The sequence below is a fragment of the Amycolatopsis kentuckyensis genome (genome assembly GCF_002155975.1).
GTDB lineage: Bacteria > Actinomycetota > Actinomycetes > Mycobacteriales > Pseudonocardiaceae > Amycolatopsis > Amycolatopsis kentuckyensis.
The window spans coordinates 1-22,728 of the sequence record NZ_MUMI01000073.1; the positions used below are offsets into that span (position 1 = coordinate 1).

Here is a 22,728-nt window from a genome sequence, read left to right on the forward strand (position 1 = left end):
CGTCCCCAATCACGCGAGATGCGCCGCTGATCACGCCGGGTCGGCTCGCGAGTACGCGAGTCGACCGCTCAATCACGCGAGTCGACCGCTCAATCACGCGAGTCGACCCGCCAATCACGGGGCCCGGAGCACCCGGCCGGCGAACTCGCGTACCCGGACCGACGGTTCGCGTACCGGAACGGACGACACGCGTGTCTGAGAGGTCGACTCGCGTGATCCGAAGGTCGACACGCGTGTCTGGGAGGTCGACTCGCGTGATCCGAGGGTCGACACGGCGCGGCCGAGGAGTCCGGCGGCCAGGGCCGAGGCGAGGACGAGCGCAGCGAGGCCGGAGCCCGGGTCGAAGGTGAGCTCGCCGAACCGGCCGAGGACGAAGCCCGTGTGCAGGCCCCACGAGATCACCGCCACCCCGGTCGCCGCCGGAGGGGAACTTCGGGAGGCGGCGGCCAGGACGACCGCGCCCAGGGTGACCAGCGCGTACCAGGGGTGGCTCGTCGCTCCGGCCAGGTCCGCCACGATCACCGCCGCGACCGCGGCCACGCAGCCGAACGGGAACCCGAAGTCCTCTGTCATCCGCCCAGTCCAGTCGCGAGGGTGCGGCCGAGCGTGCGCCAGGACACATTCCCTACACCCGGCGCCGGGATCTTTACGCGCTATTTACTCGACAAGGGTCACGCCCTTGATCGCGTCCACGAGCGAAGGCCAGACCGCGCGCGGCAGGTTGTGCCCCATCCCCGGGATCACCACCAGCTCCGCGCCCGGGATCGCCTCCGCCGTCGCCTTGCCGCCGCTGACGTTGATCAGCGGGTCCGCGTCGCCGTGGACGACCAGGGCCGGCAGTCGCACCTCCCGCAGCCGGGCCGTGCGGTCGCCCGAGGCCACCACCGCCGCCGCGTGGCGCAGGGTGCCCACCGGGTGGCGGGCGCGGTCGTAGTGCAACGCCGCCTTGGCCAGCAGGAACGCCTCGTCGTCCGGGTAGCCGGGGGAGCCGAGCCGCCGGTAGCCCTCGACGCTGTCGGCGATGGCCTGCTCGCGGGTCGTCGCCGGCGGGCGGGTCAGCAGCGCCAGCGCCCACGGCTCGGCCTGCCCGACGCCCCGGTCGCCGGTGGTCGACATGATCGACGTGATCGACCGCAGCCGGTCCGGGTGGTCGATCGCCAGCTGCTGCACGATCATCCCGCCCATCGACGCCCCGACGACGTGCGCCCGGTCGATGCCGAGCGCGTCGAACAGCCCGACGGCGTCGTCGGCCATGTCCGACAACGTGTACGGCGCACTCGACAGATCGCCGGCCGCCAGCGCGGCCAGGTCCGGCGGCGGCAGGTGGTCGAGCCACGTGGAGAGCCCCACGTCCCGGTTGTCGTACCGGACGACGAAGAAGCCGCGGCCCGCGAGCAGTTCGCAGAAGCCGTCCTCCCAGGTGATCATCTGGGCGCCCAGGCCCATCACGAGGACCAGCGGCGGGGCCGCCGGATCGCCGAACGTGTCGTACTCGAGCTCGAGACCGTTGGCCTGTGCGCGTGCCATACCCCGATCCTGCCGTACCCGCGCGGAGCTGGCACCGGGCCCGGCCGTGCGGTTACCGTTACGCCCCATGCCGACCTCATCCTCGGGCACGGGACAGCGTCCACGGTCACGGGCCGCGGCGGGACTGCCGGCGCTGACGTCCGACTGCATCGTCAGCGCGGCCACCGCGCTCACCGCCCAGCGCGGCCTGGACAACTGGACGCTGCGGGAACTCGCACGCTCGGTCGAGGCCTACCCGGCGGTGATCTACCACCACGTCGGCGACCGGGATGCGGTGGTCAACGCCGTCGTCGACCGGGTCGTCGGGCTGCTGGAGCTGCCGGACGAGCAGCTCCCGTGGCAGGAGTGGTTCACCGAGCTGCTGGCCGGCCTGCGCGCGGTGCTGCGGACCTACCCCGGCTGCGCGCGGCGGCTGGCGCTGTTCGGCCCGTCCGTCAAAGCGGCCACGCGCACCATCGACGCGGGTGTCGGCGTGCTGCTCGCCGCCGGGTTCGGCCGCGAGAGCGTGCTGGCCTACAACCTGCTGCTCATGACGGCGTGCCAGTTCGTCGCCATGGAGGACGACCGCGACGGCGCCCTCGCGCTGCGGATCGACAACACCGAGGAGTACGCGACCTACCGCGAGCGGGCGGACCTGCCGGGGATGGCCGAACTGGGCGCCGCGATGCACGACCTGATGGGCGACCCGGACCTGGCTTCGGGCTATTACGCGCAGCTCTACGACTACGCGGTCCGGCGATGCCTCGACGGCCTCGCGCACCGGCTGGCCGAACTGCACAATCCGGACATCTCGGGCTGACAGCAACTTGACAGTGCCTCGGCGTACCGTGGGCGTGCGTCGGTGGTTCGCCCACTGACCCGGAGCCCCTGGCGCCCTCCTCCCCCTCGTGGCGCCGGGGGCTTCGGTCTACCCGGAATCGCCCTGTCGCGGTGACGGCGGGCCGGTGCGCGGCGGCGCCGCCTGGATGGCCGGGAAGATCTCGCCGACCAGGGTCACCAGCGACTTCGACAGCAGCAGGTGCACCTGTTCGCGGGTCAGCGAGCCGCGCACGAGCCACTCCCGCCCCGCCGACTTCACCATCCCGCCGAACGCGCGCACCAGCGCGTTGAGCTCGGGCCCGTGGTCGCTCTCCCGCGACAGCCCGACGGCTTCCAGCACGCGGTCGGCGGATTCGCGGTCGGCTTCTTCGAGGATGCGCTCCACCTCGAGGTCGCGGCCGATGCCCTCGGGCGCGATCGCGGCCAGCCACATCCGCTCCTGGCTGGTGACCATGTCGAGGAACCACTCGATGGCGACGTCGGCGCGCAGCTCCAGCGGCCCGTCGGGGAGGATCTCGACGGCCAGCCGCGGCACGGTCAGCGCGCGGCGGATGATTTCGAGGTACAGCTCGCGTTTCGTGCCGAAGTAGTGGTTGATCAGCCCCCGCGCCACCCCGGCCGCCGCTGCTATGTCCGAAGTGGACACTGCGGAATAGGGACGTTCACCGAACAGCCGCGCCGCACAAGCGTAGATCTGTTCCTTCCGTTCGTCCGGTTCCAGTCTTCGCCATCTCGGCGCCGGCTCGGTGTTCATCCGCCCATCGTCGCACGGGCCGTTGCGCCGGGCAGGGTAGTCAGCACGATGTCGGATGTGCCGCCACGCCAATACCCGATCGGGGCACGGTCAGTCCGGCAGCGTGATCGGGGCGAGGTCCGCGAAGCCGTCACCCGGGCCCGGATTCGCCGGATCGGTGACCCCGCCGAAGTGGTGCAGCACGCCCCACACGGCGTTGAGCGCCGTCTGCACCGCGCCCTCGGCCCAGCCCGCCGTCCACGAGATGTCGTCGCCCGCCAGGAACAGGCCCCGGTACCGCGTCGGCAGCTCGTCCTGCACGAAGTGCGTGAACAGCCGCTGCTGGTAGCGGTAGTGCCCGGGCAGGTTCGCCTTGAACGCGCCCATGAAGTGCGGTTCCGCCTCCCAGGACACGGTCACCGGGTCACCGATGATGTGCCGCCGGACGTCGACGCCCGGGTAGATCTCGCGCAGCGACTGGAGCATCACCTCGACGCGCTCGCCCACCGACAGCGGCAGCCACTTCAGCGAGTCGTCGGCCCACGTGTAGGACAGGCAGATCACCGCGGGCTCCGCCGGGTCGTCGCCGAGCAGGTACGTGCCGCGCGGCATCCGGTCGGTGAGCGTCATGCTCATCGCGTGGCGGCCGGTCACCGGGTCGCGGTCCAGCCAGAACGGCCGGTCGACCGGCACGAACACCTTCGACGACGCCATGTAGTGCGTGCGCTCGATCGCCGTCCAGTGGTCGATCGGGAACAGCGCTTCGTCGCACTCGATGTTCGACAGCAGCATCCAGCTCTGCGCGGTGAACACCGCCGCCGGAAACGTCCTGATGTGTCCCTCGGTGTCCGTGACGGTGATGTTGCCGGGTGCCGTGCGGTGCAACCGCGCGACGCCGGGCCGCGGGCGTCCGCCGTGCAGCGTGCTCAGGCTGGTGCCCGCGGGCCAGAAAGCGGTGTCTTCCGGGGCGTGCTCCCAAAGCCGGAGCGGGAGCTGCCTGCTGCCGCCGACGATGCTGCGGTGCTCGTCGTCGGCTCCGGTGTAGACCACCCGCAGGATCTCCAGGATGGAGTTGGGGAAGTCGGTGTCCCAGCCGCCGGTGCCGAAGCCGACCTGGCCGAAGATCTCGCGGTGGCGGAAGGAGGCGAACGCGGGGGAGTCGCAGAGGAAGCCGTAGAACGTCTGGTTGTCCAGCCGCGGGACCAGGTCGTTCCACAGCCGCTTGATCGTCTTCGCGTCGCGGTCGCGGATCGCCGTCTGCATCTCGGCGAAGGAGACGTGCTCGGCCAGGGTCCGGTCCCAGGCCGTGGCGACCTCGCGGAAGACGGCGGGCAGGTCCTCCGGCGTGCGCGCGTAGTGGCTCTCCCCCTTGAGGTCCACGACCGTGCTCGGCGTCCCCGGCGCCAGCGGGTTCGGGAACGGCGTGGTCTCCAGCCCGACCTTGTCGATGTAGTGGAACAGGGCGGTCGACGCGGGCGGGAAGCGCATCGCGCCCATCTCGGCGACGACGTCGTCCGGGCAGCCGGGGAACCGCACGGTCCGCAGCCGGCCGCCGATCTCGGCGATCTCGTACACCACCGGCCGCAGGCCCAGCTTCATCAGCTCGTACGCGGTGACGATGCCGGAGAGGCCGCCGCCGATCACGGCGACCTCGGTGCCGTGCCGCTCGGCGGGCAGCGAGCCCAGGCCGGCCGGGTGGGCGAGGTAGTCGTCGTAGGCGAACGGGAAGTCCGGGCCGAACATCGTGATCGGGCGGCCCGCCGGTTCGTCGTGGTGGATCGCGGTCGGGACGGCGGAGGTCATGCGGTCGTTCCTCGGTACAGTTCGGGCCGTCGGTCGGCCAGGTGGGTGTTCTCCAGGCGGGACGCGGCCAGGGCGTCCCGGGTGACGTCGGCGGCGATCACCCCGGGCCCGGCGCCGGCGCGGGCCAGCACCTCGCCGGTCGGGGCCACGACGCAGGAGCGCCCGCAGTAGGTCAGCTCCCGCTCGGTGTCGCAGCGGTTCGCGTAGGCGACGAACAGCTGGCTTTCGTAGGCCCGCGCGGGTACGAGCGTGTCCGCAACGATTTCGTAGGGGCTCATCAGCGCGGTCGGCACGACCAGGAGTTCGGTGCCGGCGAGCGCGTGCGCGCGGACCAGCTCCGGGAACTCGACGTCGTAGCAGATGAGCAGCCCGACCCGGACGCCGCCGAGGTCGGCCTGCACCACGGCCTCGTCGCCGGGGGCGAACCAGGCCTTGTCGAGGTCGCCGAAGAGGTGCGTCTTGCGGTAGTTGGCCAGCCGGTGTCCGCTCGCGTCGACGAGCTGGACGCTGTTGTAGACGTGCTCGCCGTCGGTTTCCGGGTAGCCGTACGCCAGCGCGGTGCCCGTTTGCCGCGCCAAGGCGGACATCCGGGCCGCGGTGGGCCCGTCGGCGGGTTCGGCGAGCTCGTGCGTGCGGGCGCCGATGTGGTAGCCGGTGGTGATCATCTCGGCGGTGACGACGAGGTCGGCGTCGATCCGGGGCAGGTCGCCGAGCGGGCCCTGGTGGATGGCGACCCTCATGCCAGCCTCGACTTCCGGATCCCGTAGCCGAAGTAGATCAGCAGGCCCAGCACCATCCACGCGCCGAAGACCAGCCAGGTGGCGCCGTCCAGGCTGAGCATCATGTAGCCGCAGCAGAGCACGCCGAGGATCGGCGTGACCGGCGAGAGCGGGACGCGGAACGTCCGCGGGCGGTCGGGCTGGCGCTTGCGGAGCAGCAGGACGGCGACGTTGACCAGGCCGAACGCGAACAGCGTGCCGATGCTGGTGGCGTCGGCGAGCTTCCCGAGCGGGATGAAGGCGGCCAGGATGGCGACGAACGCCGAGACGACGAGGGTGTTGGTCCGCGGGGAGCCGCTCTTCGCGTCCACTTGGGACAGGGCGGCCGGGACGAGGCCGTCGCGGGACATCGCGAACAGGATGCGCGTCTGTCCGTAGAGGACGGTCAGCACGACGCTGGAGATCGCCACGATCGCGCCCACCGCCAGCAGACCGGCCCAGAACGGGTTGTCCGAGACGACGTCGAGCACGTGCGAGAGCGCGGCTTCCTGGCCGTCGAACTGCTGCCACGGCAGGGCGCCGACCGCGGCCACCGCGACCAGGCAGTACAGGACGGTGACGATGCCGAGGGAGAGCAGGATCGCCCGCGGCAGGTCGCGCTGCGGGTTCTTCGCCTCCTCGCCGGCGGTCGAGGCCGCGTCGAAACCGATGTAGGAGAAGAAGAGCTTGGCGCCGCCGGCGCTCAGCCCGGCCAGGCCCAGCGGCAGGAACGGCGTGAAGTTCTTCGCCTGCACCGCGCTGAAGGCGATCGCGCAGAACAGCACCAGCGTGGCGATCTTGACCACGACCATGACCGCGTTGGCCCGCGCGCTCTCCTTCGCGCCGGACAGCAGCAGGAGCATCGCGAGGACGACGACGAGGATGGCGGGCACGTTGACGACGCCGCCCGAACCCGGCGGCTGGCTGAGTGCGTCCGGGATGGCGAAGCCGAAGGCCAGCCGCAGCAGTTCGTTGAGGTACTGGCCCCAGCCGACGGCGACCGAGGCGACCGAGACGCCGTACTCGAGCACCAGGCACCACCCGCAGACCCAGGCGACGAGCTCACCGAGCGTGGCGTAGGTGTAGGAGTAGGACGAACCGGACAGCGGGATCATCCCGGCGAGCTCGGCGTAGGACAGCGCCGAGAACAAGGCCGTGACGCCGGCGAGCACGAAGGAGAGCACCACCGCCGGGCCGGCCACCGGGACGGCCTCGCCGAGCACGACGAAGATGCCGCTGCCCAGCGTCGCCCCGATGCTGAGCATGGTGAGCTGCCCGAGGCCGAGCGACCGCTTCAACGTGCCATGATCACCTTCGGCGACCAGGTCGGCGACCGGTTTCCGCCGCACCGTCGCGGCTCGCAAAGTCATGCCGACGACGGTAACGGTCGTTTCCGGAGCGCAAAACAGGAGAACGTTGCGCGTACAGATGAATCACAGGTGATTCATTGCACAAAGGTGTCGAATCACGGTGATTCGTTCCGAGGCGGATTTTTCTTCTGCCGGGGTTGTCGGATCCCGGGTGGGCTGTTCGTGGAGGGGATGAGCGGCCGCCACGAGGGCGCCGCCCGGACCCGCAGGGGGAAGAAGATGCCCGTCGCCCGCCGCATGTACGACCTGGTCGAGCCGATCGGCCTGGTGCCCTACTTCGCCGACGAGTCGGACGAGGCCCTGATGGCGCTGGGCCTGCGCAACGTGTGGGACGCCTACTTCGCCGGCCGCGCCGCGCCGCTGGGCCGGTCGGTGCCGGCCGAGGTCGTCCACGCGATCTTCTACAACTTCGCCCCCGGCGAAGTGGCCCGGCACCTCCCGCGGGTCTGGGAGCTGACCACGCCCGAGGCGGCGCTGGCGGCTCGCGAGCGGGGCTGTGTCGCGGGGATGCGGCGGATCCTCGGCGAGCTCGCGGACGACCCGCGTGTCGCCCGCGCCGCCGACCTCCTGCTGAAGGCGGCGACGAGCGCACCGGTGGAAGGACGCGCGCTCTTCGCCGCGCTGCGGGCGCTCCCGGTGCCGGAGGAACCGGTGGCCCGGCTCTGGCACGCGGCCACCCTGCTGCGCGAGCACCGCGGCGACGGCCACATCGCCGCGTTGCTGACCGAGGGCATCGGCGGGACGGAGGCCCACGTGCTCCACGCCCTGTCCGTCGACCTGCCTGCGGAGAAGTTCGGCCGGGTCTGGCACCTCCCGGCGGCGCAGCTGGACGCGGTCATCGACGGCATGCGCGCCCGCGGCCTCGTCGGCCCCGACGGCTGGCTCACCGCCGAGGGCCGGGCCACGAAGGAGCGGGTCGAGGCCCTGACCGACCGCCTCGCCGAGGCGCCCTACGCCGCCCTGACCCCCGCCGAACTCGACAGCCTCATCGCCGACCTCACCTCGATCTCGGCCCCCTTCCGCGCAACATTCCCGATGTAGCGGCCCACCCGTGATTGGCGGGTCGACACGCGTGATTGAAGGGACGACACGGCCCGCCGTCGTGTCGACCTCTCCATCACGCGTGTCGACCTTCCAAACACGTGAGTTGACTCTCCGGTCACGCCGGGGCGTCGGCGGGGAGGAGGAGGGTGAACGTGGGCGGGTCGGGGCGGCTGAGCCGGAGGCGGCCGCCCTCGGCTTCGGCGAGGCCGCGGGCCAGCCGGAGCCCGATGCCGTGGCCGCTGGGCGTCGTCGCGAACGGGTCCGTCTCGCCCAGGTCCGGGCCTTCGTCGGCGACGTCGATCGCCAGCGCGTCACCGGCGTCGCGGGCCGTGACCGTGACCGTGCCGCGGCCGTGCGTCACCGCGTTGTCCAGCAGGACGCCGAGCACCTGCCGGACCGCCGCGGCCGCCACGCGGGCTGGGGGTGGGTCCTGCCGGTCGACCCGCAGTTCCCGCCCCTGCGGCCCGAGCAGGGCTTCGCCCGCCTGCCGGACCTCCTCGAGGATCGCGCCCAGGTTCAGTTCGGCGCGCGGCGCCCGGCGCTCGCGGCCCAGCGCCAAAAGGTCCTCGATGGTGCGTTCCAGCCGGTCGGCGGACGCGAGGCCGGCGCGGATGGCCGCGTACGGGTCCGCCGCCGGGGTCTCCAGTGCCGCCTCCAGCTGGAGGCGCAGCCCGGTCAGCGGCGTGCGCAGCTGGTGGGACGCCTCCGCGGAGAACGCCCGCTCGCGCTCCAGCGTCGAGCCGATCCGGGCCGCGGTGGCGTCCAGCGTCTCGCCGACCTGGTCGATCTCGGGGATGCCCGCCCGCGGTGACCGGGCGCTGAAGTCGCCGTCGCCGAGCCGCCCGGCCGTGGCGGCGAGCTCCTCCAGCGGCCGGACGAGCCGCTTCGTGAACCGCCGGGCCAGCAGCCAGCTCACCCCGGTCGTCACGACGGCCAGCCCGGCCATGCCGAGCCAGGTCAGGATGATCCGCAGCCGCAGCTCGGACAGCGGCACCGCGGCGCGGACCACCCCCGTCACCCGGGAACCGCTGACCACCGGTACCGCCAGGGCCATTTCGTCGCCTTCGCGGCCGATGACGACGTCCACCGTGGCCTGGGCGGCCTGCCGCTCGACCGGGCCGGCGACGGCGGGCCCGTTCCCGGCGAGCAGCCGCCCGTCCGGGAGGTAGATCGCCACTTCGGCTTCGTCTTCCTCCTCCTCGGACGGCGGCAGGTCAGGCGTCAGGCCGGCGTTCAGCTCGTGCGACACGGCCAGTGCGGCGGCGTCCGCGGCCCGCTCCAGGCTGCCCTTCGCGTCGTCGTGGTAGTACTGCCACACCGCGAAGCCCAGCGGCAGCGCGAACAGCAGGGTGGCGACGAGTGCGGCCAGCACCGTCAGCGAGGTGATCCGGCGGCGCACGGCTACCCTTCGGCCGCGGTCCGGGACGGGTCTTCGAGCCGGTAGCCGTGCCCGCGCAGGGTGGCGATCCGCGGCACCTCGTCCTCGGGCCCGGCGGCCGCCGACAGCTTGCGGCGCACCGCCGCGATGTGCACGTCCAGCGTCTTCGTCGAGCCGTACCAGTGCGCGTCCCAGACCTCGGACATCAGCGTCTCGCGGCTGACCGCGACGCCGGGCTGCTCGGCGAGCCGGGCCAGCAGGTCGAACTCCTTGGCGCGCAGCACCACCTCGCGCCCGCCCAGGGTGGCGCGGCGGCCGGCGATGTCGACGGTCAGCCCGCCGACGGTCACCGGGGGCCGCGCGCCGGCCGGCGCGCCGCGCCGCAGGTGCGCCCGCACCCTGGCCAGCAGCTCGCCCAGCCGGATCGGCTTGGTGAGGTAGTCGTCGGCGCCGGCGTCGAGGCCGACGACGACGTCCATCTCCTCCTGCCGCGCGGTGAGGATGACGAGCACCGCGGCCGGCAGGGCGGCCCGCAGCCGACGGCAGACCTCGACGCCGTCGAGGTCGGGCAGGCCGAGGTCGAGCAGCACGAGGTCGAAATCGCCGGTTTCGGCGGACTGCAGGGCGGTCCGCCCGTCGCGGCGCCAGCACACCTGGTGACCGTGCAATCGCAGGGTCGATTCGAGCACGCTGCCGATCGCCGCGTCGTCTTCCACCACCAGCAGGTTCGGCATGCCGGGAAGCCTAACCAACGGCGCCCCGGATTCCGGACGGCTGTGGCCTATTCCGCCCGCGTCGCGAGGCCGATCTGCGATATCCGCACCGAAGCGGCGGCCAGGGCTTCGGTGAACGCGGCGACTTCACCGGGCCCGAACCGGCTGCTGGGCCCGGTGATCGCGAGCGCGGCCAGCAGCCGCCCGTCGCCGTCGTGCACCGGCGCGGCGACGCTGGACGCCCCGGCCTCCGGCTCGCCGTGGCTGACCGCGGCGCCCTCGGTGCCGTCGAGGACGCGCCCGGCGGCCCCGAACCCGAGCGGCAGCTCGTCGCCGACGCGGCCGACGTGCCGGATGGCCAGCGGCCCCTCCTGCTGGGCCACGCAGACCAGCACGGAGGTGCTGCGCACGTAGAGGTTCACCGTTTCCCGGCATTCCCGGGCCAGCTCGCGCAGTACCTGGCGGACCGGCTCGGGCAGCTGCCACGCCGTGTTCGCCAGGTGCGCCCACCGCAGCATCCCCGGCCCGACGGTGATCCGCCCGTCCGGCCGCGTCCAGAGCAGGCCGCGCTGCTCACAGGTGGCGACCAGCCGCAGCACGGTCGTCTTCGCCAGGCCGCTGGCCGTGGTGAGGTCCTTGACCGCCCAGATCCGGCGGTGTTCCGTGAAGAGGGCGAGCAGGTCGAACGCGCGGAGCACACTCCGGACCGATCCGTCTTCGTCTGCCTTCACGAGCGACCCCCGTCCGCCTGATGGACGCAGCGTACCGTCAGGCGGACCGGTTCAGGCCACGTATCGCTCGAACGCCGTAATGGTCTCCGCCAGCACGTCCCCACCCGGCCGGGCCCACAGGCCGGCGTTGAACACCTCGACCTCGATCGGCCCGGCGTACCCCGCCGCCTCGACGGCCGCGCGCAGGTGGCGGTGGTCGATCGGGCCGTCACCGGGCAGGGCGCGGCCCAGCAGCGGGTCCGGGAGCGGCACCAGGACGTCGCAGACGTGGAACCCGGCGATCCGGCCGGCGGCCGCGGCGATCGACTCCTCGATCCGCGGGTCCCACCAGACGTGGAACTCGTCCACGATCACGCCGACCTGCTCGGCCGGGTGTTCCACCGCGATCGCCAGCGCCTGGTCCACAGTGGACAGCACCGACCGCTCCGCGCACTGCATCGGGTGCAGCGGCTCCAGGCCCAGCCGGACCCCGCGCTCCCCGGCGTACGGCGCCAGCACGCCCACCGCGTCGGCGACCCGCTGCCGGGACGCGGCCAGGTCGTTGCCCGCGATCCCGCCCACCACCAGCACGAGCACGTCGGCGCCGAGCGCCGCGGCTTCGTCGATCGCCTCGCGCGTCTGCGCGACACCGTCCACAGGGGACCCCTCCGGCGTCACGCCGGTGAAGAACCCACCGCGGCACAACGACGAAACCCGCACACCGTGCTCCTCGAGCAGCCGCGCGGCCTCGTCGACGCCGGTCTCGGCGACCTTGTCGCGCCACAGCCCGATCCAGCCGACGCCCGCCTCGGCGCAGCCGGCCACCGCTTCGGGCAGCGTCCAGGACTTCGTGGTGATCTGGTTGAGGCTCAGCCGGGGATCCATCACCCGACCCCCGCGACCTGCAGCAGCGGCCGCATCCGGGCCTCGGCCAGCTCGGGATCGGCCAGCACGCCGGCCTCGTCGGCCAGCCGCAGCAGCGTGGCCAGGTGCGTGATCGTGCGCGCGGACTCGCTCCCGGCGATCATCCGGAAGTGGTCCTGGTGACCGTTGAGGTGGGCCAGGAACACGACGCCGGTCTTGTAGTGCCGGGTCGGCGCGCGGAAGATCTCGCGGGACAGCGGCACGGTCGGGTCGAGCAGGGCGCGGAACCCGGCTCGGTCGCCGGCGTCGAGGCGGGCGAGCGCGGCCGCGGCCACCGGGGCGAGCGGGTCGAAGATGCCGAGCAGGGCTTCGCTGTGGCCGTCCGCGTCCCCGGCGATCAGCTCGGGGTAGTTGAAGTCGTCACCGGTGTAACAGGCGACGCCGTCCGGGAGCGCCCGGCGGAATTCGACCTCGACCTCGGCGTCGAGCACCGACACCTTCACCCCGGTGATCGTGGCGGCGTGCTCGGTGCACAGCGCCGCCAGCTCGCGGGCGGCGGCGCGGACGTCGTCGTGGCCCCAGTAGCCGGCCAGCGCCGGGTCGAACTGCTCGCCCAGCCAGTGCAGCAGGACCGGCCCGCCCGCCTCGGACAGCAGCTTCCCGTACGCGGCGTGGTAGTCGTCCGGACCCGTCGCCGCCGCGACCAGCGCGCGGCTGGCCATCACGACCGGGACCGCGCCCGCGCCGGCGACCAGGGCGAGCTGCTCGCGCCAGGCGTCCACAATGGACGCCACGGTGGCCGGTCCCGGCGGCAGCTGGTCGGTGCCGACGCCGGCGCACCAGCGCCGCCCGGCCGCGACCGCGCCGGTGCGCGTGACCAGCTCCCGCGTCGTCGCCCAGTCGAGGCCCATGCCGCGCTGCGCGGTGTCCATCGCCTCCGCGACGCCGAGCCCGGACGACCAGAGGTGCTCGCGGAAGGCCAGCGTCGTGTCCCAGTCCACGGCGTACGGCTCGTCGGCCAGCGCGTCCGCGACCACGTGCGCGGCGGCGTAGGCGATGCGCGACGACGGCGGCGTCTTCGGGGGTTCGGGGGGCCGTGGCCCGGACGGCGACCAGTTCAGCAGCTCGCCGCCGGGGGCCGGGAGCACGAGCATCGAAGACCTCCGGAAGGGTCAGAAAGCGCTTTCTCAACCCACGGTAGGGCCTGTGCCGCGCCCGCGGCAAGGCCCGGTGGGGTCAGCGCTTGGGCCGTCCGGTGCTTTCGCGCAGGACGACTTCGCCGGACAGCCGGACCGTCCGCGGCCGCGCACCCGCGGCGCCCTTGATCGCCAGGTCCATCGCGCGTTCGCCGAGTTCCTCCAGCGGCAGCCGCACGGTGGTCAGCGCCGGGGCCAGGTCGCGGACCACCGGGATGTCGTCGAACCCGGCCACCGAGATGTCGCCGGGCACGGACAGGCCTTCCTCGCGCAACGCCGTCAGCGCGCCGATGGCCATCACGTCGGTGACGGCGAACAGGCAGGTCGGCAGCTTGCGCTTGCGGCCGGCGAGCAGCCGTTTCGTCGCCTCGTAGCCGCCGTCGCGGCTGAACGCGGCCTCGACGACGTCGTCTTCGCGCAGTTCGATGCCGTGCGCGGCGAGCTCGCCGGAGAACCCGGCCAGCCGGTCGATCACGGTGCTCAGCCGCCGCGGCCCGGCCAGCACGGCGAACCGCTTGTGGCCGAGGCCGACCAGTTCCTTCGCCAGCGCCGCGGCACCGCCCTTGTTGTCCGGCTGCACGGTGTCGATCTTGAGCCCGCGGTGCCTGCTGACCGCCGCGACCTGGCCGCCGCCCCGCCGGTAGGGCTCCAGCTCGGCGGCCATCGCGCGTTCCCACGCCCGGTCTTCGAACGCCGAGCCGATGAGCAGGATGGCCGCGGCCCGCTGCGCCCGCAGCGTCGAGACGTAGGCGACTTCGCGGTCCGGGTCGCGGAACGTGCCGGCGAGCATGACGAGCAGCCCGTTGTCGGTCGCCACCCGCATCACCCCGCCGGCGATGGCCGCGAAGTACGGGTCGCTGACGTCGTGGCAGATCACGCCGACTGTGCGGTGCGTGCCGCCGGCGAGCGCCTGTGCGTGCGCGTTGGGGGCGTAGGCCAGCTCGGCCGCGGCGGCGGACACCCGCTCCCGCAGGTCGGCGCGGACGGAGGCGGTGCCGTTGAGCACCCGCGATGCCGTCGCGAGCGAGACGTTCGCGCTGCGTGCCACGTCTTCGAGTGTCACGTGCGGCCGGGCCTTCATGGCTGGCTCCTCCAAGATCGGTGTCGAGTGTCTCGGCGTGCTCGGTCGGTGCAATCTACTGGGAGGAGGGTGCGTCCGGAGAAGCCGCTGCTCGGGGGACCTCCCCCGAACGAGTGAAAACCGCCGGGAAGATCGGGCGCCGCGGGTGTGTTGTACACCAGGAGAACTCTCAAGTGGTGAGCCCGCCACTTCCGACGACCGCGAAAGGAACACACGCATGCTGTTCGGTGACGAGCACGTCCGCCGTTACGAGGAGACCGACGGCGAGGTCGGCCACGACTGGCAGGAGGGCGTCCCGACGCTGGTCTTGACCACCACGGGCCGCAAGACCGGACAGGAGCGCAAGTTCGCCCTGATCTACCAGGAAGTCGACGGCAACGCGGTGATCGTGGCCTCCAAGGGCGGCGCGCCGAACCACCCCGGCTGGTACTTCAACCTCGTCGAGCACCCCGAGGTCGGCGTCCAGATCAAGGGGGACAAGTTCAAGGCCCGCGCCCGCACGACGTCCGGCGAGGAGCGCGCGAAGCTCTGGGAGAAGCTGGCTGCCGTCTGGCCGGACTACAACGAGTACGCCAAGAAGACCGATCGCGAGATCCCCGTCGTGGTGCTCGAGCGGCTCTGAAGTTTCTGCTGTGATCTGCGCCGCGTTCGGCGCGGGCGGGGGCCGATCCGGCCGGTCGTGGGCTACGAATGACACCCATGGACCGCTGGACCGCCCTGGACACCGAAGGTGAGTTGCTCACCCGACGCCAGATGATCGCCTACGGCCGGCGCTTCGCCCGCGCCGGCCGTGGCGCCTGGTACAGCTTCGCCATCGAGGTGGTCTGGCAGTTCCTGGTCCAGTCCACCCGGTTCCGGGTGCGGGGCTCGCGGCACATCCCCCGCACCGGCGGCGTGCTGGTGGCGTCGAACCACCTGTCGTTCGCCGACCCGACGACGCTCACGGCGTTCTGCCTCGCCGCCGGCCGCGTGCCGCGCTACCTGGCGAAGGCCTCGCTCTGGAAGCTGCCCGTGGTCGGCCGCGTGATGCGCTCGGGACGCCACATCCCGGTCTACCGCGGCGCGGCGACGGCCGCGGAGGCCTACCGCGACCTGGTGGCGTCCGTGCGCGCGGGCGAATGCGTCGCGATCTTCCCGGAGGGCACGTTCTCGAACGACCCGGACGGCTGGCCGATGCGCGGCAAGACCGGCGTCGTGCGGGCGGCGCTGGAGACCGGGGCGCCGGTGATCCCGGTGGCCAACTGGGGGACCCACCACCTGCTGCCGCCGACGGCGAAAATCCCGCACGCGGTGCCGCGCAAGACCGTCGAGCTGGTCGCCGGGCCGCCGGTCGACCTGTCGGACCTCGTCGGGCGCGAGCTGACGCGCGAGGTGCTCGAGGAGGCGACGGCCCGGATCATGGCCGCGATCACCGAGCTGCTGGCATCGATCCGGGGCGAGCGGCCGTCGGTCGCCGCCTGAAACTGTCGGTGGTGGGTGAGAGCCTGCCGGCATGACGATTTCCGGGTTTTCCTACGAGCGGGTGCCGGTCGGGGGCGTGCGCCTCGGCGTCGCGCAGGGCGGCGCCGGGCCGCCGGTGGTGCTGCTGCACGGCTTTCCGCAGACGCACCTCGCCTGGCGCGAGGTGGCGGTGCGGCTGGCGCGCGACCACCGGGTGATCTGCCCCGACCTGCGCGGCTACGGCGGCAGCGACAAACCACCGGGCGACTACTCGAAGCGGCGGCTGGCCGCGGACGTCGTCGAGCTGGCCCGCGCGCTGGGGCACGAACGGTTCGCGCTGGCGGGGCACGACCGGGGCGCGCTGGTGGCGTTCCGGGCGGCGCTCGACCACCCCGCGGCGGTCAGTCACCTGGCGGTGCTCGACGTCATCCCGGCCGTGGACCTGTGGGAGTCGCTCACGGGCACCGACGGGGTGTTCGCGTTCCACCTGTTCCTGCTCGCGCACCCGCCGCCGCTGCCGGAGCGGATGCTGGGCGCGGCGCCGTCGGAGTTCTTCGGGCACTTCCTGGACGGCTGGGTGCGCGACCCGGCGGCGATCCCGCCGGAGGTCCGGGCGGCGTACCTGGCGGCGGCCTCGACGCCGGAGGCGATCGCGGCGGTGTGCGCGGACTACCGGGCGAGCGCGACGGTGGACGCGGAGCACGACGCGGCCGACCGCGCGGCCGGGCGGCGGCTCTCGATGCCGGTGGCCGCCCTGTGGCAGCGTCCGGTTGCCGAGCTGCCCTTCGACCCGGCCGCGGTGTGGGCCTCGTGGGCGCCCGAGCTGCGGACGCACGTGCTGGACTGCGGGCATTTCCTGCCCGAGGAACGGCCGGAGGAGGTGGTCGCCGCGCTGCGTGAGCTGATCGCCGCGTGAGGTCCGGGTCACGCCGCTGGACAGCGCCCCGAAGGGTACTTTCGAGGCATGAGTGCACAACACTTCGATGTCGTCGTGCTGGGGGCCGGGGTGGGCGGCTACGTCGCGGCGATCCGCGCGTCCCAGCTGGGGCTGAGCGCCGCCGTGGTCGAGGAGAAGTACTGGGGTGGCGTCTGCCTGAACGTCGGGTGCATCCCGTCGAAGGCGCTGCTGCGCAACGCCGAGCTGGCGCACGTCGTCACGCAGGAGGCGAAGGCGTTCGGCATCTCCTCCGACAGCCCGATCAAGGTCGACTACACGGCCGCGTACGAGCGGAGCCGGAAGGTCGCCGAAGGGCGCGTCAAGGGCGTGCACTTCCTGATGAAGAAGAACAAGATCACCGAGTTCGACGGGCACGGCACCTTCGTCGACGACCACACCCTCGAGGTCAACGGCGAGCGGATCACGTTCGGCCACTGCGTCATCGCGACCGGGGCGACCACGCGGCTGCTGCCCGGGACTTCGCGCAGCGAGCGCGTCGTCACGTACGAGGAGCAGATCCTCTCGAGCGAGCTGCCGTCGAGCATCGTGATCGCGGGCGCGGGCGCGATCGGCGTCGAGTTCGCCTACGTGCTGCACAACTACGGCGTCGACGTCACGATCGTCGAATTCCTCGACCGGATGGTGCCCCTGGAGGACGCCGAGGTGTCGGCGGAGCTGGCGCGCCGGTACCGCAAGCTCGGCATCAAGGTGCTGACGTCGACCCGTGTCGAGTCGATCGACGACTCGGGCCCGTCCGTGCGGGTGACGGTGTCCTCCGAGAAGAACGGGCAACAGGTCCTCGAGGCCGACAAGGTCCTGCAGGCGATCGGCTTCCAGCCGCGCGTCGAGGGCTACGGCCTGGACAAGACGGGCGTGGCCCTGACCGACCGCGGCGCGATCGCCGTGGACGGCCGCGGCCGCACGAACGTCGACCACATCTTCGCGATCGGCGACGTGACGGCGAAGCTGATGCTGGCGCACGCGTCGGAGTCGATGGGCGTGGTGGCGGCGGAGACGATCGCGGGCGCCGAGACGATGGAGCTCGACTTCCCGATGATCCCGCGGGCGACGTACTGCCAGCCCCAGATCGCCAGCTTCGGCTGGACGGAGGAGCAGGCCCGCGAGAAGGGCTACGACGTCCAGGTGGCGAAGTTCCCGTTCACGGCCAACGGCAAGGCCCACGGCCTGGGCGACGCGGCCGGGTTCGTCAAGCTGATCAGCGACGCGAAGTACGGCGAGCTGATCGGCGGGCACCTGATCGGCCCCGACGTGACGGAGCTGCTGCCGGAGCTGACGCTGGCCCAGCAGTGGGACCTGACGGTGCACGAGGTGGCGCGCAACGTCCACGCCCACCCGACGCTGGGCGAAGCGGTGAAGGAAGCGATCCACGGCCTCGCCGGGCACATGATCAACATGTAGGGACGTCGAAGCGGAGCTCCGGCCGGTCCCAGCCCACCTTCGGCGGTCTGGCGGGGATCGTGCCGGTGCGCCGCGCCCCCATCCGCACGTAGAAGGCCAGCGCGGGCGGGTGCGAAACGACGCGCACGCTGCCGAGCCCCCGCCCGCGGGCCTCGGCGAGCATGTGCGCGATCAGCCGGCTGCCGATGCCGCGCCCCTGGGCGCTGTCGGCGACGAAGAGCATGTCGAGCTCCGCTTCCAGGAGCGCGTAGAAGCCGAGGATTTCGCCGTCACCGATGGCGGTGAAGGTCGGATTGGCTTCGACGTACCCGGGCGTGATGGCGTAACCGTCCAAGATGGACGCGTATTCGCCTTGGTACGCCGAGGACGCGTGCATCAGGGCGGTCAGGGCGGGTGCCTGGTCCGGCGTGGCGCGGCGGATCTCGATTTCGGCCATGCCGCGGACCGTACGGCAGGGCACCGACAGTTTCCGGCCGGCGCTTGACCTCCAGTGCACTTGAAGGATCAGGCTGGGGCCATGAAAGCCGTAGCGTTCACCGAATTCGGCGGGCCCGAAGTGCTCCGCGTCCTCGACCTGCCGGAACCCCACGCCGGGCCGGGGGAGGTCCGCGTGCGGGTCAAGGCCGCCGGGGTGCAGCCGTACGACGCCGCCGTGCGGGCCGGGTGGGAACCGCCCGGTCTCACCTTGTCCTGGCCGCGCGTGCCCGGGAACGAGTTCGCCGGCGTCGTCGACGAGGGCGAACTCGAGGCCGGTACCGAAGTTCTCGGCTTCACCGCCGTGCAGGCCGCCGCCGAGTACATCGTCGTTCCCGCCACCGATGTCACGCCGAAGCCGCCGGACATGCCGTGGGAAGTGGCCGGTGGGTTCACCGCCGGGACGCAGACCGCATCGATCGCCCTGGAGGCGCTGAACCTGCGCGAAGGGGAGACGCTGCTCGTCCACGGCGCCGCCGGATCGGTCGGCACCGCCGCCGTGCAGCTCGCGAAACTGCGGGGCGCCCGGGTGGTCGGCACCGCGAGCGAGGCCAACCAGGACTACCTGCGCGAGCTCGGTGCGACCCCGGTCGTCTACGGCGAAGGACTGAAAGGCCGCATCGAAGCCGCCGCGCCACAGGGCATCGACGTCGTGCTCGACGGGGCCGGCGGAGCAGCGCTGGACGTCTCACTCGAACTGGTGAGAGCGCGGAACCGGATCCTCACCCTCGTCGACCACGGCCGGGCCGCGGATCTCGGCGTGCTCGTCTCGAAGTCCGGGCGCTCGGCCGCGCGGCTCGCCGAGCTGGCCGCGCTCTACGCCAAGGGCGACCTGCGCTTCACCGTGCGCCGGGCCTATCCGTACCCCGAGGCAGCCGCCGCTCATCGCGAAATCGAGACCGGGCACGGCCGCGGAAAAATAGTTCTCACGTTCTTTTGATCGTTCCAGTATGTGGACCTGTGGGTGTTCCCGACTTTGGTCGCTGGAATCCGGCCCGGTCACTACTTAGATTCTCCCCATTACACCCAGTCGGGTGTCATTCGGTCGAGTGGCCGAGTACCACAGGGAGACATCGATGGTGAGATTCAGCCGGGTCGCCGCGCACGCGGTTCCGCTGACGGTCGGCGCGTTGCTGCTGACGACGGGGGTCTCGGCGGCGCAGCCGTCCACGGTGGACGCGGCGGCCGCGCGGACCGAAGCGGGCATCAACGCGCTGCAGAGCATCAAGAAGAGCCTGACCCCCGCGGAACGCAAGCAATCGAGCCAGCTGGTCGTCGAGAAGCGGTTGCGGGCCGACCGGTCACTGGCCGCGAAGCTGCCCGAATACCGCTCCGGCGTCGGTGTCAGCAACGCCGGCACCGTCTCGGTCGACATCGCCGCGCAGGGCAAGGCCGTCGCGAACGCCGTCAAGGCGGCGGGCGGCGCGGTCCGGTACGTCTCGCCGGACGGCGCCGTCCGCGCCGACCTGCCGCTGTCCGCGCTGGACGCGATCGCCGGCCGGGCCGACGTCGCCGAGGTGAAGCCGGCCGCGCAGGCCACCACCTGGAGCGAGCCGGGCAACCGCGACTTCCGCCAGGCCAGTCGAAACGCTGCCGCGCAGGCCGCCGCCGCGACGCAGGTGTCCGAAGGCGACAAGGCGCACGGCGCCGACACCGCCCGCACCACCTACGGTGTCAGCGGCTCCGGCGTGAAGGTCTGCGTGCTCTCCGACGGCGTCGACTCCCTGGCGAAGTCGCAGGCCGCCGGCGAGCTGCCCGCGGTGGACGTGCTGTCCGGCCAGAAGGGCAGTGGCGACGAGGGCACCGCGATGCTCGAGATCATCCACGACCTCGCGCCGAACGCGACCCTCGGCTTCGCGACCGCGTTCACCAGCGAAGCCAGCTTCGCCGCGAACATCCGCGCGCTGCGCTCCACCGGCAACTGCCAGATCATCGTCGACGACGTCTCCTACTTCGACGAATCACCGTTCCAGGACACGCAGGTCGCGCAGGCGGTCAACGACGTGACCGCGGCCGGCGCGCTCTACTTCTCCTCGGCCGGCAACTCGGGCAACGCGACCGACGGCACCAGCGGCTACTACGAGGGCGACTTCCGGGCCTCGGCGTCGAAGATCAGCGGCGTCACCGGCACCCCGCACGACTTCGACCCGAGCAGCACCACGCAGAACTTCGACGCGCTTTCGGCGGGCTCGCTCGGCCGCCCGGTGACGCTGTTCTGGTCCGACCCGTGGGGCAAGTCCGCCAACGACTACGACCTGTTCATCCTGAACTCGTCGGGCAGCGTCGTGGCCTCCAGCGAGAACGGGCAGTCCGGCGCGCAGAACCCGTACGAGATCGCGTCCGTGCCCACCACCGGCTCCGGCTACAAGGTGGCCGTGGTCAAGTACAGCGGCGCCGACCGCTTCATCGCGCTGAACGTCATCCGCGGCCGGTTCGTGGCTTCGGGTTCGCTCAAGGCGTTCAGCACCAACGGTGTCACGAACGGCCACTCGGCCGCGGTCAACGCGTTCAGCGTGGCGGCGGCCCCGGCCGCGGGCGCGTTCACCCGTCCGCTGGAGACCGGTGACCCGGCGAACCCGGCCGGCCCGTACCCCGGCCTGTACACGGCGTCGAGCAAGTGGGAGCGCTTCTCCTCCGACGGCAAGCGCCGCCTGTTCTACAACGCCGACGGCACGGCGATCACCCCGGGCAACGTGTCCTCGACCGGCGGCACGGTCCGCAGCAAGCCGGACATCACCGCGGCCGACGGTGTCGCCACCTCGGTGACGGGCTTCCAGCCGTTCTTCGGGACGTCGGCGGCGGCCCCGCACGCGGCGGCCATCGCGGCCCTGCTCCTGTCGGGCAAGCCGACGGCCACCCCGGCCCAGATCCGCACGGCCCTGGTGTCCTCGTCGATCGACCTGGGCACGCCCGGCTTCGACACGGTCACCGGCAACGGCGTGATCATGGCCGGCCCGGCCCTGGCCGCGCTGGGGGTGGCGGCGAAGTAAGGCGGTTCTGTCCGAGCGGGGTCCGGCGCGAGCCGGGCCCCGCTCGTCATTTCCCGGACACGAGCAGGTGGAAGACGAACTCACCGGAGCTGAGCCGCCGGTGGTCGCGCACTTCCAGCCCGGCTCGGGCGAGCGCGGCTTCGACGTCGGCCAGCGGGCGGATGCGGAAGCCGTGCTCGGTGAACAGCGGTGCCCGGCTCATGAGCTCCGGGTCGCCGAGGCCGAGCACGAACCGGCCGCCCGGCTTCAGCACGCGCGCCACCTCGGCGAACGCACCGTCGAGGTCGTCGACGAAGTAGACGGTGTTCGTGGTGACGGCGGCGTCGACCGAGCCGGTTTCGAGCGGCAGTGCGGTGATCGGCCCCTTGTGCAGGTGCAGCCGGTTCGCGGCGATCTCGCGCCGGAAGGTGCGGCGGGCCCGCTCGAGCATCGTCGTGGAGATCTCGGCGCCGTGGACCGGGCCGGCGCTCCGCAGCAGCAGCGCCAGCCCCAGGCCGCCCCCGAACCCGATGTCGAGGGCGGTTTCGCCACCTTCGAGCCCGAGCGCCGCGACGGCCGCGGTGACCGGATCGCGGTTGCGGCGGTTGAGCATCGCGCCCACGAGCCGGCCGCGCAGGCCGCTAGGGTGGCCGAGTTGCCGGGCGAGCCCCGCCTGGAAGCTTTCGCGAAGTCCCATGCGGGCAGTGTGAGCAGGCGATCGAGGAGGCGCAATGGCGAAGACCGCGGTGGTGACCGGAGCGGGTTCGGGGATCGGGCGGGCCGTGGCGCGCGCCCTGCTCGACGACGGCTACCAGGTCGCTCTCGCCGGACGGCGCGCTTCCGCTCTCGAGGAAACCGCAGCGGGCTTCGAGAACGCCCTCGTCGTGCCCTCCGACGTTTCCGACGAGCAAGCCGTCGAGGCGCTCTTCGCCGCCGTGCGCGACCGGTGGGGACGGCTCGACCTGCTCTTCAACAACGCCGGGATCTCCGCGGGCGGCACCGTCGCCGATCTGTCCGTCGAGGACTGGAAGCGGACCGTCGACGTCAACCTCACCGGGATGTTCCTCTGCGCGCGGCAAGCCGTGCGGCTCATGAAGGACCAGGACCCCCGCGGCGGCCGGATCGTCAACAACGGCTCGATCTCCGCCCACGCGCCGCGGCCCGCCAGTGTCGCCTACACCGCCACGAAGCACGCCGTCACCGGGCTGACCCGGTCGATCTCGCTGGACGGCCGGGCCTGGGACGTCGCCTGCGGGCAGATCGACATCGGCAACGCCGCCACCGAAATGACCGAGCGGATGGCCGCCGGCATCCCGCAGGCCGACGGCCGGGTCGTCGCCGAGCCGACCTTCGACGTCCGGCACGTCGCCGACGCCGTGCGGTACATGGCCGGGCTGCCGCTCGACGCCAACGTCCAGTTCCTCACCGTCACCGCGACGACCATGCCGTTCATCGGCCGCGGCTAGCGCGCCGGCTGCACTCCGGGGGGAGAC

Annotated in this window: 23 protein-coding genes; 9 read left to right on the top strand and 14 right to left on the bottom strand. The window is 72.3% G+C overall.

Features of this window, described 5'->3' with window-relative positions:
- Window positions 1-114: 114 nt before the first annotated feature.
- Together CCN39_RS07635 and CCN39_RS07640 are read right to left on the bottom strand one after the other, a co-directional pair.
- Entirely contained in the window at window positions 115-573 is a 459-nt protein-coding gene (locus CCN39_RS07635) for a hypothetical protein (protein WP_086839753.1), read from the bottom strand.
- Between the two features lie 84 nt (window positions 574-657).
- Complete coding sequence (locus CCN39_RS07640) at window positions 658-1,527, bottom strand: alpha/beta fold hydrolase (RefSeq protein ID WP_086839755.1); 870 nt, start codon at window positions 1,525-1,527, stop codon at window positions 658-660.
- Between the two features lie 67 nt (window positions 1,528-1,594).
- Here CCN39_RS07640 and CCN39_RS07645 point away from each other — a divergent pair, with 67 nt between their 5' ends.
- On the top strand, window positions 1,595-2,326 hold the full coding sequence (locus CCN39_RS07645; RefSeq protein WP_086839759.1) for a TetR/AcrR family transcriptional regulator: 732 nt from the start codon (window positions 1,595-1,597) through the stop codon (window positions 2,324-2,326).
- 108 nt (window positions 2,327-2,434) lie between these two features.
- On the opposite strand, the gene CCN39_RS07650 is transcribed toward CCN39_RS07645, so the two are convergent.
- The 4 genes from CCN39_RS07650 to CCN39_RS07665 form a co-directional block, all read right to left on the bottom strand.
- Window positions 2,435-3,100, bottom strand: coding sequence for a TetR/AcrR family transcriptional regulator (locus CCN39_RS07650; protein WP_086839761.1), 666 nt, complete (start codon window positions 3,098-3,100; stop codon window positions 2,435-2,437).
- A 90-nt stretch (window positions 3,101-3,190) separates the two neighbouring features.
- Complete coding sequence (locus tag CCN39_RS07655; RefSeq protein ID WP_086839763.1) at window positions 3,191-4,882, bottom strand: flavin monoamine oxidase family protein; 1,692 nt, start codon at window positions 4,880-4,882, stop codon at window positions 3,191-3,193.
- Complete coding sequence (locus tag CCN39_RS07660) at window positions 4,879-5,622, bottom strand: carbon-nitrogen hydrolase family protein (RefSeq protein ID WP_086839765.1); 744 nt, start codon at window positions 5,620-5,622, stop codon at window positions 4,879-4,881. Before CCN39_RS07660 ends, CCN39_RS07655 begins: the two co-directional genes overlap by 4 nt.
- Window positions 5,619-7,010: an amino acid permease gene (locus tag CCN39_RS07665; protein ID WP_086839767.1), complete on the bottom strand. Its 1,392-nt coding sequence runs from the start codon at window positions 7,008-7,010 to the stop codon at window positions 5,619-5,621. Before CCN39_RS07665 ends, CCN39_RS07660 begins: the two co-directional genes overlap by 4 nt.
- Window positions 7,011-7,229: 219 nt before the next feature.
- Here CCN39_RS07665 and CCN39_RS07670 point away from each other — a divergent pair, with 219 nt between their 5' ends.
- Window positions 7,230-8,051 carry an SCO6745 family protein gene (locus CCN39_RS07670; RefSeq protein ID WP_434781093.1) on the top strand — a complete coding sequence of 274 codons (822 nt, stop codon included), beginning with the start codon at window positions 7,230-7,232 and terminating at the stop codon, window positions 8,049-8,051.
- 118 nt (window positions 8,052-8,169) lie between these two features.
- Here CCN39_RS07670 and CCN39_RS07675 read toward each other — a convergent pair whose 3' ends face one another.
- From CCN39_RS07675 to CCN39_RS07700, 6 genes are all read right to left on the bottom strand, one after another.
- Entirely contained in the window at window positions 8,170-9,453 is a 1,284-nt protein-coding gene (locus CCN39_RS07675) for a sensor histidine kinase (RefSeq protein WP_086839771.1), read from the bottom strand.
- A gap of 2 nt (window positions 9,454-9,455) precedes the next feature.
- On the bottom strand, window positions 9,456-10,166 hold the full coding sequence (locus tag CCN39_RS07680) for a response regulator transcription factor (RefSeq protein ID WP_086839773.1): 711 nt from the start codon (window positions 10,164-10,166) through the stop codon (window positions 9,456-9,458).
- A 47-nt stretch (window positions 10,167-10,213) separates the two neighbouring features.
- Window positions 10,214-10,876 carry an IclR family transcriptional regulator gene (locus CCN39_RS07685; RefSeq protein WP_086839774.1) on the bottom strand — a complete coding sequence of 221 codons (663 nt, stop codon included), beginning with the start codon at window positions 10,874-10,876 and terminating at the stop codon, window positions 10,214-10,216.
- Between the two features lie 51 nt (window positions 10,877-10,927).
- A complete protein-coding gene (locus tag CCN39_RS07690; RefSeq protein ID WP_086839777.1) occupies window positions 10,928-11,740 on the bottom strand; it encodes a sugar phosphate isomerase/epimerase family protein in 813 nt (270 codons plus the stop codon).
- Entirely contained in the window at window positions 11,740-12,873 is a 1,134-nt protein-coding gene (locus tag CCN39_RS07695) for a DUF993 family protein (protein WP_086839779.1), read from the bottom strand. Before CCN39_RS07695 ends, CCN39_RS07690 begins: the two co-directional genes overlap by 1 nt.
- A gap of 82 nt (window positions 12,874-12,955) precedes the next feature.
- The gene (locus CCN39_RS07700) at window positions 12,956-13,996 is read right to left on the bottom strand and encodes a LacI family DNA-binding transcriptional regulator (RefSeq protein WP_086839782.1); all 1,041 of its coding nucleotides are present in this window, start codon (window positions 13,994-13,996) and stop codon (window positions 12,956-12,958) included.
- Between the two features lie 217 nt (window positions 13,997-14,213).
- Here CCN39_RS07700 and CCN39_RS07705 point away from each other — a divergent pair, with 217 nt between their 5' ends.
- The 4 genes from CCN39_RS07705 to lpdA all read left to right on the top strand — a co-directional run bounded on the left by CCN39_RS07705 (window position 14,214) and on the right by lpdA (window position 17,792).
- Window positions 14,214-14,618, top strand: coding sequence for a nitroreductase family deazaflavin-dependent oxidoreductase (locus tag CCN39_RS07705; protein WP_086839784.1), 405 nt, complete (start codon window positions 14,214-14,216; stop codon window positions 14,616-14,618).
- A gap of 77 nt (window positions 14,619-14,695) precedes the next feature.
- On the top strand, window positions 14,696-15,457 hold the full coding sequence (locus CCN39_RS07710) for a lysophospholipid acyltransferase family protein (RefSeq protein ID WP_434781094.1): 762 nt from the start codon (window positions 14,696-14,698) through the stop codon (window positions 15,455-15,457).
- Between the two features lie 31 nt (window positions 15,458-15,488).
- The gene (locus CCN39_RS07715) at window positions 15,489-16,352 is read left to right on the top strand and encodes an alpha/beta fold hydrolase (RefSeq protein ID WP_086839788.1); all 864 of its coding nucleotides are present in this window, start codon (window positions 15,489-15,491) and stop codon (window positions 16,350-16,352) included.
- A 48-nt stretch (window positions 16,353-16,400) separates the two neighbouring features.
- Window positions 16,401-17,792, top strand: coding sequence for a dihydrolipoyl dehydrogenase (gene lpdA, locus CCN39_RS07720; protein WP_086839790.1), 1,392 nt, complete (start codon window positions 16,401-16,403; stop codon window positions 17,790-17,792).
- On the opposite strand, the gene CCN39_RS07725 is transcribed toward lpdA, so the two are convergent.
- The gene (locus tag CCN39_RS07725; protein WP_086839792.1) at window positions 17,782-18,228 is read right to left on the bottom strand and encodes a GNAT family N-acetyltransferase; all 447 of its coding nucleotides are present in this window, start codon (window positions 18,226-18,228) and stop codon (window positions 17,782-17,784) included. The two genes, lpdA and CCN39_RS07725, sit on opposite strands and share 11 nt — an antisense overlap.
- An 81-nt stretch (window positions 18,229-18,309) precedes the next feature.
- On the opposite strand from CCN39_RS07725, the gene CCN39_RS07730 reads away from it, so the two are divergent.
- Window positions 18,310-19,206 (top strand): NADP-dependent oxidoreductase, encoded by an 897-nt coding sequence (locus CCN39_RS07730; RefSeq protein WP_086839794.1) that lies wholly within the window; start codon window positions 18,310-18,312, stop codon window positions 19,204-19,206.
- A gap of 136 nt (window positions 19,207-19,342) precedes the next feature.
- A complete protein-coding gene (locus CCN39_RS07735; protein WP_086839796.1) occupies window positions 19,343-21,256 on the top strand; it encodes a S8 family peptidase in 1,914 nt (637 codons plus the stop codon).
- Between the two features lie 46 nt (window positions 21,257-21,302).
- Here the strand turns inward: CCN39_RS07735 and CCN39_RS07740 are convergent, their stop codons facing one another.
- Window positions 21,303-21,932, bottom strand: coding sequence for a class I SAM-dependent methyltransferase (locus tag CCN39_RS07740; RefSeq protein WP_086839797.1), 630 nt, complete (start codon window positions 21,930-21,932; stop codon window positions 21,303-21,305).
- A 34-nt stretch (window positions 21,933-21,966) separates the two neighbouring features.
- Between CCN39_RS07740 and CCN39_RS07745 the strand changes: the two genes are divergently transcribed.
- Window positions 21,967-22,701 (top strand): SDR family oxidoreductase, encoded by a 735-nt coding sequence (locus tag CCN39_RS07745; protein WP_086839799.1) that lies wholly within the window; start codon window positions 21,967-21,969, stop codon window positions 22,699-22,701.
- The last annotated feature ends 27 nt before the right edge of the window (window positions 22,702-22,728 follow it).